This window comes from Mycolicibacterium sp. XJ662 (assembly GCF_053484035.1).
This window is the reverse complement of the sequence record NZ_JBEFTL010000001.1, coordinates 797,268-809,814: the sequence shown is the minus strand read 5'-3', so window position 1 is coordinate 809,814 and position 12,547 is coordinate 797,268. Positions and strand designations below refer to the sequence as shown.

General features: G+C 66.4%; 11 protein-coding genes. 5 read left to right on the top strand and 6 right to left on the bottom strand.

Annotated elements, in window-relative coordinates; translation table 11 throughout:
• The first annotated feature begins 43 nt into the window (after positions 1 to 43).
• From ABQE93_RS03695 to ABQE93_RS03680, 4 genes are all read left to right on the top strand, one after another.
• The gene (locus ABQE93_RS03695; protein WP_448405913.1) at positions 44 to 1,036 is read left to right on the top strand and encodes an acyl-CoA dehydrogenase family protein; all 993 of its coding nucleotides are present in this window, start codon (positions 44 to 46) and stop codon (positions 1,034 to 1,036) included.
• Positions 1,037 to 1,136: 100 nt separating this feature from the next.
• Positions 1,137 to 1,685: a TetR/AcrR family transcriptional regulator gene (locus ABQE93_RS03690; RefSeq protein ID WP_448405912.1), complete on the top strand. Its 549-nt coding sequence runs from the start codon at positions 1,137 to 1,139 to the stop codon at positions 1,683 to 1,685.
• A gap of 85 nt (positions 1,686 to 1,770) precedes the next feature.
• Positions 1,771 to 2,775 (top strand): hypothetical protein, encoded by a 1,005-nt coding sequence (locus tag ABQE93_RS03685; protein ID WP_448405911.1) that lies wholly within the window; start codon positions 1,771 to 1,773, stop codon positions 2,773 to 2,775.
• Between the two features lie 41 nt (positions 2,776 to 2,816).
• On the top strand, positions 2,817 to 5,474 hold the full coding sequence (locus ABQE93_RS03680; protein ID WP_448405910.1) for an NAD-dependent epimerase/dehydratase family protein: 2,658 nt from the start codon (positions 2,817 to 2,819) through the stop codon (positions 5,472 to 5,474).
• Positions 5,475 to 5,540: 66 nt separating this feature from the next.
• Here the strand turns inward: ABQE93_RS03680 and ABQE93_RS03675 are convergent, their stop codons facing one another.
• The gene (locus ABQE93_RS03675; protein ID WP_448406553.1) at positions 5,541 to 5,669 is read right to left on the bottom strand and encodes a hypothetical protein; all 129 of its coding nucleotides are present in this window, start codon (positions 5,667 to 5,669) and stop codon (positions 5,541 to 5,543) included.
• Between ABQE93_RS03675 and ABQE93_RS03670 the strand changes: the two genes are divergently transcribed.
• Positions 5,625 to 7,664, top strand: a complete 2,040-nt coding sequence (locus ABQE93_RS03670) for a molybdopterin-containing oxidoreductase family protein (protein WP_448406513.1) — start codon at positions 5,625 to 5,627, stop codon at positions 7,662 to 7,664. The two genes, ABQE93_RS03675 and ABQE93_RS03670, sit on opposite strands and share 45 nt — an antisense overlap.
• Here ABQE93_RS03670 and ABQE93_RS03665 read toward each other — a convergent pair.
• Genes ABQE93_RS03665 through ABQE93_RS03645 form a run of 5 tightly spaced genes read right to left on the bottom strand, consistent with a single transcriptional unit; the run spans position 7,661 to position 12,546 of the window.
• Positions 7,661 to 8,494, bottom strand: a complete 834-nt coding sequence (locus ABQE93_RS03665) for an SDR family NAD(P)-dependent oxidoreductase (RefSeq protein ID WP_448405909.1) — start codon at positions 8,492 to 8,494, stop codon at positions 7,661 to 7,663. The two genes, ABQE93_RS03670 and ABQE93_RS03665, sit on opposite strands and share 4 nt — an antisense overlap.
• A gap of 16 nt (positions 8,495 to 8,510) precedes the next feature.
• Entirely contained in the window at positions 8,511 to 9,668 is a 1,158-nt protein-coding gene (locus ABQE93_RS03660; protein WP_448405908.1) for an acyl-CoA dehydrogenase family protein, read from the bottom strand.
• A 30-nt stretch (positions 9,669 to 9,698) separates the two neighbouring features.
• On the bottom strand, positions 9,699 to 10,475 hold the full coding sequence (locus tag ABQE93_RS03655; RefSeq protein ID WP_448405907.1) for an SDR family oxidoreductase: 777 nt from the start codon (positions 10,473 to 10,475) through the stop codon (positions 9,699 to 9,701).
• Positions 10,472 to 11,362 (bottom strand): enoyl-CoA hydratase/isomerase family protein, encoded by an 891-nt coding sequence (locus ABQE93_RS03650; RefSeq protein WP_448405906.1) that lies wholly within the window; start codon positions 11,360 to 11,362, stop codon positions 10,472 to 10,474. Before ABQE93_RS03650 ends, ABQE93_RS03655 begins: the two co-directional genes overlap by 4 nt.
• Positions 11,359 to 12,546, bottom strand: a complete 1,188-nt coding sequence (locus ABQE93_RS03645; protein ID WP_448405905.1) for an acyl-CoA dehydrogenase family protein — start codon at positions 12,544 to 12,546, stop codon at positions 11,359 to 11,361. Before ABQE93_RS03645 ends, ABQE93_RS03650 begins: the two co-directional genes overlap by 4 nt.
• Position 12,547 lies beyond the last annotated feature (1 nt).

Below are 12,547 nucleotides of genomic sequence, written 5' to 3'. Positions count from 1 at the left end.
ATAACCTGGTTGTAGGTTTAGGTGTCTAGGGTCGGAGTGGTCGTTGTTCGATGAACGTTGGCCGGAAGAGGCCGAGGAGTTGGCCGGGGCCCTCGAGGCCATTTTGGTCAAGCACTGCCCACCCGACGCACTGCGCGCCACCGAGCGCGACGCGTCACCGGGGCGCGCCGAGGAACTAGCACAGTTGGATTCCGCCCTGGCCGAGTTCGGGCTCTGGGAACTACCGGATCAGCCCTATCTGCTGACCCGGGCGGCGGTCGTTCTCGGCGCTCATCTGGCACCGGTGCCGTTCGTATCGGCCTTGCCTGCGCAGGTGGTGCTCGGCCAGTCCGGGGTTGCCAACGGCGTCGACCGTGCCGTGGTTCCGGCAGGGCTGGCCCGGTCTCTGGTTGCCCTCGCCGACGACGGGTTGGGGATTGTTGCGACACCGGATGATCACCGGCGCAGCGCCGCGGGAGAGCCAGTAGTCGTCCTCGATGGGGTCACCGACGAGCCCGTCCCGGTTGACGGCGCCGCCGATGCGGTTCGGGCCTGGGGCTTTCTCTTGGAGGCGGCCCGCCTGGTCGGGGCCGCGCAGGCGCTGATCGGCTACGGCGTCTCCTATGTCTGCGATCGACGTCAGTTCGGTGTGCCGGTCGGGAGCTTTCAGGGCGTCTCGCATCCGTTGGCCGAAACGGCCACCTCCGTGCAGTCTGCCGACCTGTTGGTGCGCCACGCCGCGTATCTGGCCGACACCGACGGCGCCGTGTCGCTCTTCGCTGCGGTGATGGCTGCCGCGAAGGCGCGTTCTGCATCCCGTCATGCCGCCGCCACCGTGCATCAGGCGTTGGGCGGTTATGGCGTCACCGTCGAAGCCGATTGCCAGTTGTACTCGGGCCGGATCCGCGCGTGGACCGCGGCAATGCCCGACCCGGGTCCGTGGCTGGCCAACCTGGCGCGGACCCTGACGAACCCGGCCACCCGCGATCAGATCACCGATCTGTGGCAGTTCGACCGCGGGTTCACGCTGCCGCGCTGGGCGCGCGAGAGTGGTTGACGCACAACCGCCGCGCTGAGCGCGTGGAAGAATCCAGCGCGTGGGGTCTCGGCGCGCTAGGGGTTCCGGGGCAGGCCGCGGCCGCCCTCGGGACCCGGACATGGACGCTCGTGTGCTCGACGCGGCCCTGCGGGTGTACGCCGAGCACGGTAAGGCGGGCTTCACCGTGGACCTGGTAGCCAGGACGGCACGCTGCAGCCGACCCGCGGTGTATGCGCGTTGGCCCACCCGCGAGGAACTGTTGCTCGCGGCCGTGCGGTCATTTGACGCGAGCCTCGATGTGGCCGACGAAGGCAGCGCACGAGATCAACTGGTGTCGGTGGCACAGCAACTGCTCGAAGGCTTCTCGAGCGTGCACGGGATGGCGACGTTTCGCATCGTGCTCGACAGCCGCGGCGACGAGGTCTTGCGTGCCGAGTGGGAGAAGATCAACACCGTGCGCCTACAGAGCGCGATGGAGGTTCTCGAACGCGGTGTGGCGCGGGGGGAATGGCGTGCGGACGTCGCGACGACCGAGTTCCTTCGCAGCTTGACCGGCGCGGCGATGATCGAGGGGATCTACACCCAGATGGCCTTCCCGCAGCAATTGTCCAGTCCCAGCGCCGAAGCGCAACGGCTCGTCGACTTCCTGCTGGACGGGCGCAGCTGAGGCTTGTCACGGGGTCGGTGGCCGGGTAGCGTGCGGTAAGCATTTAACTGCAAATATTGTAGTTAATTAGCGGAAGGATGCCGACATGCTGGAAAGCCTGCCCCGCAGAGGCGATTTCGATCATCAGCCGTTGGTCGGATTCTTCCGTCCAGAGGCCGATCAACATCTGCTGCACAAGGCCTACTTCGGTCTGACGCTGGAGGGCACGTACTTCTACGGCATCATGGCTACCGAGGACGGTGCGTCGTACGCGTTCATCCGCAAAGCCATCACCTACACCACGCGTGACATCTCGATCATGGCGGCCGACGAAACCGGACTGCGGGTGCACCCCGCCAGTGCGCACGGGGCCAAGGGGTGCAAGGTGGAGCGGGGATACCTCGACGGTCACGAGACGTTCGCCGGCGGATCCTCCCGTGGTGCGAATTTCACGGTTCGGCTGGGAGATAGGGACTTCAGCTGGCAGGAACAAAGCACCGACGGATCGTTGCTCGACATCAGCGGCGCCCTCGCCGCTCCCGGGTTTCAGGTCTTCGTGCCATGGCGCACCGAGGGCGGGGAAGGCGGCGAACCCGGCGAGCCGGGCGCCTGCTTCTACACGTCCACGCCCTATCTCGCCGAGGGCACCATGCTGGGGAAGCCGGTAAGCGGCTTCTTCGCAGTCGATCACAGCTATCTGCCCAACGGTGTCGGCTGGAACAACAGCGCGATCTGGATGCGGTTGCAGGGTGGCTGGAACGTCTTCGCCAACGAGTACGAAGACGGCTCCGTGGAATGGGGCCACATGAGCATTGGCACCGACCGGTTCCGGTTCGCCGCCGTGGCATCGGCAGACGCAGTGCTGGTCAACTCGCTGTCCGTCGACGCCAAGATCGATTGGCGCGACGCCGAATTCGTCGACCGGATCACCTTCGATGTGGGCGACGCACAACCGTGGGAGTTCGTCACCGACCCCAACGGCAAGATGGTGGACTTCTCGGCCGCCCGACCGGGATGGTCCGGCCACACCGGCGTCATCCGGCGCGTCGCCGAGACGCGCAGCCTGAAGCGACACTGGGCCTGGCAGGAAGTTTTCCCCGCCCGCGTGTAGCGCCGGCGACAACGCACTCGAACACCGCAAGGAACCCTGCAATGCGTGTACTGGTCACCGGCGCCAGCGGAGTCTTCGGTCGGGTCATCTGCCGCGACCTGGTGCGCCGGGGCGCCGACGTGGTGGCGCTGGCCCGCCGGACCGTGGACATCCCGGGGGTGGCCTCGATCAGCGGAGACATCAGGGATGCCGAGGCAGTCAAACGGGCGATGACGGGATGCGACCGGGTCATCCATCTCGCGTTCCTGCTCGCGCCGTTGCGTTCGTCGACCGGGGTGACCGACATCAATATCGGCGGCACCCGAAACGTGTTGCGGGCCATGGAGTCGACTGGTGCGAGCCACCTGGTCTTCACGTCATCGACGCTGGCCTACGGTCCGTGGCCGGACAACCCCGACGTCATCGGCGAAGACCACCCGCTGCGCCCCCATCCGGACGTGCTCTACGCGCGTCACAAAGCGATGTGCGAGGAGTTGATTTCCGAGTCCGGAGTGCCCGCGGTGATCACCCGCACCTGCGTCGTCGCCGGCCGCGATATGGACAACTACGAGTTCCGCTTCCTCGCCCATCCCGTACTGGTTGCACCACGGGGTGAGATGCGGCCATGGCAGTTCCTACACACCGACGACGTCGGCCGCTTCCACGCGCGCGCCGCGTTGGGAGACCGCACGGGAACCGTCAACGTCGGCCCCCTGGATACCGGGCTCACCATCGACGAGATCGCCGAGGCTCTCCGAAAGCCGCTCGTCCGGTTGCCCTTCAACGTCCTGCGGTCGGCAGCCGGTGCCGCGTGGCGGGCGGATCTGCTGGAACTCAGCCCCGCCGACCTGGATGGATTCCGCTACATGCCCACGCTCGACACGACCCGACTCGTCACTGAGTGGGGCTACACCCCGGTCTACGGCTCGCGAGCGGCGCTGGCTGACGCGCGGGCCGGGGTCAACGCGGTGGTGTATCTGGGCACGGCTCGGGTACCGACCCCGTGGCGCACCCCGGCACCGGACCACCGGTGGGCGCGAGATCACCTCCCGCCCAGCGAGCATCGCGTCGATCCGGCGCCGTCCGGGCTCAGGGGTGAGTTCGACGACTACGTCGACGCCCGCTACCCGACCCTGACCACCGCCAACGTCGGTGAGGCGTTCGGTGGCACGTTGACGCCGATGTCCTTGATGGTGGGTCGGGATGCGCTGCGGCTCGCGGGTGCCATTCAGGTGGAAGTTCTCGGGATGCGCGACGAGGACGTCATCGCCGCACAACGAACCCTCGGCATCGCGTCGGTCGGGCACCGCCTCTACACGAACCTGTCGGTGGTGCACGCGATGGCCGCTGCGATGCCTGGCACCAACGCTCGTGAGGTGGATGAACACATCCTCGGAATCCCGCACGTCGACGGCGATTCCGCGGACCGCCCACCGATTTCATCGACCATCCGCACGGCGCTGGGCGTGCCCGGCGCCGCGTTGCGGATGGCGGGCGCCGGGCGCCGGATCGCCGACCTCGGAGCGCGGGTGCGGGAAATGTCCCCGTCCGTCGACGAACTGCGGCAACTCGATGACAACGCGTTGTTGACCCTCATCGACACATCACGCGAACTCATGCTGGATGCGTGGGCTTACAGCACCACCACCAACCTGGTCGTGTCGGCGGCGCAGGCGCTGGTCCGCAGGGTCGCACCAGATCTGGACCTGGCGGCGATGCGCGGCGGTACCCACGGGTTGGCCAGCGCCACATTGCTTTCCGGTGTCCACCGGCTGGTGGAGCTGACGCGGTCCCGACCCACCGCTGAGAAACTGCTTCGCGAGGAGCAGGCCAAGGACCTCATCGACCGGCTGGACACCGTCGATCCGTCGTTCGCGCGGGCGTTTTGGACGTTGATCTCCGACGCCGGGCACCGGGGGCCCGCGGAGACTGAGTTGGCGAACCGGATGTACGGCGATCAACCCGCGCAACTTCTCGACGTCGTCGCCAAGGCGCTCGATGTTCCGTCGCGGCCGACGAGCGCTGGGCCTGAGGTCTCGGGCGTGGCACGCCGAGCCGTTGGCGTGCTCAACGCTGCGGTGCGCCGACGCGAATGCGCCAAGGACGTCGCCGTTCGCGGTACCCATGCCTTACGCTTGGCCATGCGTGAAGTCGGACGCCGACAAGTGCGCGCGGGGCTCTTCGAGGAAGTCGGTGACGTCTTCTACCTGGTGCCAGAGGAAATCGCCGCGCCTCGGCTGTTCATCGATCGAATCCCCGACCGGCAGGCGGAACGGGTGCGGCTCGCGGCGCTGCGGTTGCCGCCGATGTTCACGTTGCGCTGGCAACCGCTGAACACCGCCGCCGGGGCCGCTCGCCCGCAGGTACTGCGTGGGGTGGGTGCCTCCCCGGGGATCGTGCGCGGGCCCGTTCGGGTGGTGCATTCCTCCGACGAGGTCGACGACATCGAACCCGACACGGTCCTGGTGGTTCGCGTCACCGACGTCGGCTGGACACCGCTGTTCGGCTGCGTCGCGGCAGTGGTCACCGATGTCGGCGGATTACATTCGCATGCCGCCATCGTCGCGCGCGAGTTCGGTATCCCGTGCGTCGTGGGAACACAACAAGCGACCCTGTGCCTTTCCGATGGCGCTGTGGTCGAGGTCGACGGTACGAACGGCACCGTCACTCAACAGTGTTGGGAGCCGCCGTCGACGTTCAGCGGCACCCCGTTGGCGTAGCCCAACCCGATTCGCCATCTCGCACCCAATTATCTAACCAGGTTGTATTATTGCGGTGACGCGCGGTTAGCGCCGCAGGAAGGGGGCGATGTGGCCGACGTGCACACGACATGCCGGATCTGTCAGCAGAAGTGCGGGATCACCGTCACCGTGGAAGGTGGTCGCGTCCAACGCATCGGGCCTGATAAGGCGCATCCGTTGAGTTGGCGTGACTTCTGTGTGAAGGGACGGACAGCGGGCGAACTGGTACATCATCCGAGACGGATCACGACACCCATGCGTCGTGTGGGCGATCGGTACGTGCCGGCCTCCTACGAAGAGGCGTGTGACGACATCACCACGAAACTGTCGCAGATCCTCGCCGACGGCGGGCCCGACGCGGTCGGTTGCTTCTACGGAAACCCTGCGGGATTTCATCCGTCCGCGTTAGGTGGACTGCTGCGCTTCGTGATGACGCTTGGCTCCGGGAGCATCTTCAACTGGGGATCCGTGGACACCAACGCCAAGACCATGGTGTGCGGGGAGATGTACGGCGTCACCCTGATGCCGCTGATCCCTGACGTCGACGACTGCGACTGTTTCCTGCTGGTCGGCGCCAACCCCGCGGAGAGCAAGATGAATTGGGCGTCGGCAGTGTCTGACGGGTGGCGACGAATCCTCGACCGCGTGAACCAGGGCGCGGACCTGATGGTCCTCGATCCCTATCGCACGCCCACGGCGGCCAAGGCCACCAGGCACTTCCAGGTGCGGCCCGGTGAGGATTGGGCGTTTTTGCTCGGAATGCTGAAATCGATCTTTGCGAACAACCTTGAAGACCGTTCGGCATGCGGAGCCGAGGTCGGCGCAGATGAACTGCGTGCGCTGGCGGTCGATGCGGACTGGGATGTATTGACGGAGCGCTCCGGTGTGGACCGCACCGACATCGAAGGTGCGGCGCGGCGCTTTGCCACCGCCAGGACAGCCGTGTCGCTCGCCCGTACCGGGGCGTCCCAGACGACGCGCGGGACGATTGCCCTCTGGCTGTCCGAGGTGCTCAGCATCGTGACCGGCAACTGGGACAAACCGGGCGGCCGGTACTTTCAGCGCGGCTTCGCGCCCGCAGACCTGATCCCCTACGATTTGACGACAGCTCACCGCTCCCGGGTAGCCGGGCGCCCGGCGTTGGCCGGATCCCATGCGCTAGCGGAACTGCCCGGCGAGATCCTCACCCCGGGGCGCGGTCAGATCCGCGCGCTGTTCATCGAGCATGGCAACCCGGTCGTCACGGGGCCGGACGGGAACCACCTCGACCGTGCCCTAGCTGACCTGGAACTTCTGGTTTGCGTCGATATGGTGCAGCGCGAAAGCCATCGGCATGCCGACTGGCTGATACCCGGCACGCACTGGCTCGAGCGCGACGAACTGGTCGATCCGATCTTCGGCACCCTCACCGAGTTGCCGTTCGTACAGTTCACACCGAAAGCACTCCCACCGCCAGCCACGGTGCGCGAAGAGTGGATGTTCTACGAGGACCTCGGTGCTGCAATGGGCTTACCAGGTTTCGGCGCGGTCGATCCCGACGCGTTCGAGATGCGCTGGCGTGAAATCGTCGACGGTGGCGGGCGTACTAGTTGGGCCGAGGTCAAGGCGCATCCGCATGGAATTCTGCTGGGGGACCGTGAGTTCGGCCATGGGCGACAGATGATCAACACTCCGAGCCACCAGATCCGGTTGGCACCAACTCGATTCCTCGACGAGGCGCGACGGCAACTGTCGGCGGGGGCTGAGGCCGCGGTCGACCGAGACTTCCCATACTTCCTCGGCAACCGTCGTCTGCCGGCGTCGATGAACTCCCACCTCAACGACTTGCCGAGCATCCGCCGCCTGGTTGACAGCAACTGCGTAGAAGTGCACGAAGACGATGCCGCCGCGCTGGGCCTTCAGCCGGGCGATCGTGCCCGCATCAGCTCGCGCACGGCGAGCATAGAACTCGATGTCGTCGTAACCACCAACCCCAGACCAGGCACGGTGGTGATCGAACATGGTTGGGGTTCGCGGGTGTTCGACCCGGTCAATGGCGAGGCACCTGACGTACTGGGTGTCAACCGCAACGTCCTCACACCCGCGAGACAAGAAGACCCGCTGTCGTTTATGTCGGGGTTCAACGACACCCGCGTCGCGGTGGAACGCGTCGTGCCGCGGGACGCCTAGAGGTACTCGGATCCGCCGTCGACGTTGAGCAGCACGCCGTTGACGTAGCCGGCGCGCTCTGAGACCAGATACGTGATCGTGTCGGCGATGTCGTCGGGTACCCCGAGCCTCGTGCCCCACGTCGCCTGGCCCCAGCGACTGTTGGCGTCGGCAAAGTAATCATCTTCGGTGCCACCGGTTTCCGCCATCCACAGCCTGCGCTTCTCGGCAATCTGCTCGTTGACGATCATCCCGGGCAGCACCGCGTTCGCCCGAATACCGCGGGGGCCGTACTCACGGGCGAGGTTCTTCGTGAAATGCGCCAGCGCCGCCTTCTGGGCCGAGTAGTGTGCCAGCCGCGGAATGAAGTGCCGGATGGACATCGCCGAGGTGGTGACGACTGCGCCTCCGCCCGATTCCAGCATCAGCGGGATTCCGGCACGGCACGCCCGTACCGAGGACATCAGCACCGACTGATAGGCCCGGTCCCACCATTCGTCGGGCTCGGTGACGGATTCCCCGACCTCGCACAGCCCGACGGTGTTGATCAGGATGTCCAGTCGTCCGTGCTGGGTCTCGACGGTGGAGATGGCGTGCTCGGCCTGGCCCGGTTCGGTCAGATCGGCAGCGACGGGCAGCGCCGACGCCGCGCCGGCCGCCAGCGCATCGGCCGCCACGGCTTTCAACTCGGGCTTCGCCGTGTATCGGTACTGTTGATCACCCTGGGCGTGACCACGCGAACAGACCACCAGGTGGACCCCTTCTGCGGCGAGCCGCATCGCGGTGGCCCGACCCATACCCTGGGTAGCGCCCAGCACAAGCGCGACCTTTTCCCTCAGCCCCAGATCCATGGTGCAGGTACCTCTCTCAGCCTCGCGGCAGTCCGAGCCAGCGTTGCGCGATGATGTTGCGCTGAATCTCGCTGGTACCACCGATAATCGACAGCACCGTCGCCGCCCGCAGAAAGTGCTCGGCATCCTCGGCGAGCGGGTCGCCGCTGTCGCAGGTGTAGGCGTTCGGTCCCAGCGCGTCGACCAGCCACTGCGCAACCCGCTGCGCGACCGCGGGTCCGTGTAGCTTGCTCATCGATGCTTCGCCGCTGGCAGCCTCGCCGCGTTCACCGCGCGCGACCACCTGCTGGCCGAGCAGACGCTCGGCCTGCAGGTCGACCAGAAACTCGCCGATCTGGCGATAGGCGGCCTCGTCGAGGCGGGTTTCCCGCGCGCCCATCCGGTCCAGATAGCGGGCCAGCAGCAGCCGGGCCTCACGCCCGCCGAAGCTCATCGAGCGTTCCATGTCCAGTGCCTGCGACATCATCGTCCACGCCTTGCCCTCTTCGCCGATCAGGTTGCGCGCCGGCACCGACACCTTGTCGAAAAAGCAGGCGTTCACCCGCCAACCGCCCATCACCCGAACCGGTTGGATGGTTACCCCCGGTGCGTGAGCATCGATCATCAACAGCGACAGGCCGCGGTGGCGGGTGCTGTTGGGGTCGGTGCGCACCAGGGTGAAGATCCAGTCGGCCAGGTGCGCGCCAGATGTCCACATCTTCTGCCCGTCGACGACGAAATCACCGCTGGGTGCCCGTACCCCCCTGGTGCGCAGCGCAAGCATGTCGCTGCCTGCCTCCGGCTCACTGTAGCCGCCCGCGTAACTCCACGATGCATCGAGAATACGGGGAAGATGTTCTGCGGCAAGGCCTTCTGGACCGAACGTCGCCAACATCCAGCCAACCGCCTCGGCCTGTTCCAAGCCGTACGTCGGCAGCCCGGCCGAATCCAACTCCTCGTGCGCGACGAACCGCTCGGTCTGCGACGCCGGCCGCCCGGACGGTCCCGGCCATCCCAAACCGATGACCCTCTGGCGAACCAGCCACGGGTTGAACAAGGTGGGGGCTTGGCGGTCGCTTTCCAACTCGGCCATCTCGACGCGCATCGCCGCCATATCGTCGGTGCTGAACTCGTCGATCGCGCCACGCAGCCGGTCGCGCAGCTCGAGTTCGTCTTCGGTGAGCCGGAATTGCATTGTTGGCAGCTTCTTTCGTATGTGGAGGGATCAAGCCAGCAGGCTGTAGCCGCCGTCGACGGGGATGGTGAGCCCGGTGACGAACCGGAAGTCGTTGGACAACAACGAGACGATGACCGAAGCGAGTTCGTCGGGGTGCCCCAGCCGGCGCAACGGGGTCTTTTGTGCCACGGCCGCCTGCATGTCGGCGACGCCGGCGATGATGTCCTCGCCGCCATGGCCCGGATTGTCCACCAGCGACGGCGAGATGCCGTTGACGCGCACCCCGCGTGGCCCCAGCTCGGCGCCGAAATAGCGGACCAGGTTCTCCATCGCCGCCTTGGCGGGGCCGATGGCGCCGTAGTAGCGGGCATAGTGGTTGGCGCCGAGGCTGCTGACGGCCACCACCGCGCCGCCGGCCTTTTCGAGTTCGGGTAGCGCGGTGCGGATCGCCTCCCACAGGCCCCACACCTGGACGTCGAAAACCCGGTCGTACTCTTCGCGGGTCACTTTCAGCGTGCGCCCGGCGACGATGGGCACCGCGGTGGTCACCAGACCGCCGAGGCCACCCAGCGTTTCGACGGCCGCGGTCACCAGCCCGGCGGGGTCGGTCCCGAGGTCACCGCGCACCAGCACGGGCCGCGGACCGCCGGTGTCGGCGGCCAGGGCCTGCGTTTCCTCTGCCGCCGCGTCATTTTCGACATAGCCGATGGCGCAGGAAATGCCCGCTGCAGCCAGTTGGACCACGGTGCTGCGACCGATCCCGCGGCTGCCGCCGATGACGAGCACCTTGTCGGGCAGCGTGCGTGCGTAAGGCTGTGTCGTCACTGCGCCGAGCCCGTGCCGTAGTGCTCGTCGCGCTTGCGGAACGCCTCGCTGGTTCCGCTCTTGGCGCGTTCCTTGACGAAGTTGAACTCGTCGGGTTCGAACCGAAGATTGGTCCCGTAACTGTGAAACAAGTATGCGGTGGTTTCCTCCAGTCCGAGCGCGGAACTCGCTTCGACCAGGCGATAGGCCTCCTTGGCGATCGCGATACCGTCGGCGGGCATCTTCGCGACCAGCGCCGCCAGCGCTTCTGTCTCCGCGGCGACGTCTTCCTCGTCGACGAACCGGGTGAACAGCCTGGCGGATTCGAACTCCGCGCCGGTGGCCGTGCGGCCGGTCAACATGAGGTCGCGTGCGATGACCGGACCCAACCGGTGCATGAACAACGCCACGTTGCCGAGCACCGGTCCGAGGAACCGCGCGGCAGGCATGCCGATCTTGGCCTGGCGCGACACCACGGCCAGGTCCGCGGCCAGCGCAAGTTCCAGGCCAAGACCCAGCGCGTAGGACTCGACCTGCACGATGGTGGCCTTGGGGAACCCGATGAAATCGTGAAACATCCGCTGGCCCTTGCGGTCCACGGCCAGCCGGCGCCGTTGGCTGGGCCGGCGGTCGTCTCCGGGGGTGTCGTACCAGCCGTACGCCCGGTTGAGGTCGACGCCGGTGGTGAAGACACCGCCTTCGCCCCTGACCAGCACCACCTTGATGGCGTCGTCCTCGGCGATGTCGTCGAGGTAGCGGCCCATCAGCTCGCAGTCCTCGGGGGCCATCGCGTTCTTCTTCTGCGGGTTGCAGATCGTGATCCGCGCGATGTGGCTGTCGTGGTCCTTGTCCAACCGCACCCGATCGGTGCTTTGTTGCGCCGAGGACGTGGATTCCGTTGTGGTCATTGTCGGCCTGCTTTCTGTGATTTCTCGGGGTCGTCGAAGAACTGCTTGCTGATCAGGTCGCGGGCCAGCACCCGCAGCATCACCTCGTCCGCGCCACCGCCGATGGACAGCAACCGGGAGTCCCGGAAAAACCGGGACGTCCAGGTCTCGGCCATGTAACCCATGCCTCCGTGATACTGCAGGCAGGTGTCGGCCACCCGGCGAATCAACTTTCCGGCCAGCAATTTCGCGCTGCTGGTGCGGCGGGTGACGTCGACGCCCGCGACGATGAGTTCGGCGCAGGAGTGTGCGTACCGTTTGAGCGCGTCCACCTCACAGGCCAGTTCGGCGAGGTTGTACTGCAGGTACTGGTTGTCGATGAGCTTGGCGCCGAACGCCGGCCGCTCCCGTAGGTAGTCGACGGTGTGCTCGATCGCGGTTTCCATTTGGCCGACGGCCTGATACACGGCGCTGATCCGTTCGGTCTGGAACTGTTCCATCTGCTGCTGGAATCCGCGCCCGATTTCACCGACGGTGTTTCGTACCGGCACCCGGACCCGGTCGAAGGTCAGCTCGGCGGTGTCAGAACACCAGTTGCCGAGTTTGGCCAGCGATCGGCTGATGGTCAGGCCGGGGCTCTTGGTGGGAACGATCACCTGGCTCATGCCACGGTAGCCGCCCTCGTCGGAGGTGCGCACCAGCAGGCACAGCCAGTCGCCCTGGACACCGTTGGTGATGTAGGTCTTGGCGCCGGTGATCAGCCAGTCGGCGCCGTCGCGGACGGCCTTGGTGCGGATACCCGCGACGTCGGAACCGGCGTCCGGTTCGGTCACCGCGATCGAGCAGATCTGTTCGCCGGAAATCACGGGCACCAGGTACTCGCGCTTGAGTTCGTCGCTGCCGTGCTTGTGCAGCGACGGGGTGGCCATGTTCGCTTGTACGTTGTAGGCCATGGCAATTCCGTTGCCCGGCAGCCGGCCGAACTCTTCACATGCGATGACGGTGAACCAGTGGTCGGCGCCTTCCCCGCCGTACGCCGGGTCGTATTCCAGGCCGAGCAGGCCGAGCTTGGCGAACTCCGGGAAAAGTTCGTGGGCGGGAAAGCGACCCGCCTTCTCCCACTCCTCGTAGTGCGGCGCGACGGTCCTGGTCAGCATTTCGCGCACGCTGGTGCGGAAGAGGGCGTGCTCCTGGCTGAACTGCATG

What these genes read in the sequence shown, in the direction of transcription:
- ABQE93_RS03690 (WP_448405912.1), top strand. Translation starts at nt 1,137, where the DNA reads ATGGACGCTCGTGTGCTCGACGCGGCCCTGCGGGTGTACGCCGAGCAC.
- ABQE93_RS03685 (WP_448405911.1), top strand. Translation starts at nt 1,771, where the DNA reads ATGCTGGAAAGCCTGCCCCGCAGAGGCGATTTCGATCATCAGCCGTTG.
- ABQE93_RS03680 (WP_448405910.1), top strand. Translation starts at nt 2,817, where the DNA reads ATGCGTGTACTGGTCACCGGCGCCAGCGGAGTCTTCGGTCGGGTCATC.
- ABQE93_RS03675 (WP_448406553.1), bottom strand. Translation starts at nt 5,669, where the DNA reads ATGCGCCTTATCAGGCCCGATGCGTTGGACGCGACCACCTTCCACGGT.
- ABQE93_RS03665 (WP_448405909.1), bottom strand. Translation starts at nt 8,494, where the DNA reads ATGGATCTGGGGCTGAGGGAAAAGGTCGCGCTTGTGCTGGGCGCTACC.
- ABQE93_RS03660 (WP_448405908.1), bottom strand. Translation starts at nt 9,668, where the DNA reads ATGCAATTCCGGCTCACCGAAGACGAACTCGAGCTGCGCGACCGGCTG.
- ABQE93_RS03650 (WP_448405906.1), bottom strand. Translation starts at nt 11,362, where the DNA reads ATGACCACAACGGAATCCACGTCCTCGGCGCAACAAAGCACCGATCGG.
- ABQE93_RS03645 (WP_448405905.1), bottom strand. Translation starts at nt 12,546, where the DNA reads ATGCAGTTCAGCCAGGAGCACGCCCTCTTCCGCACCAGCGTGCGCGAA.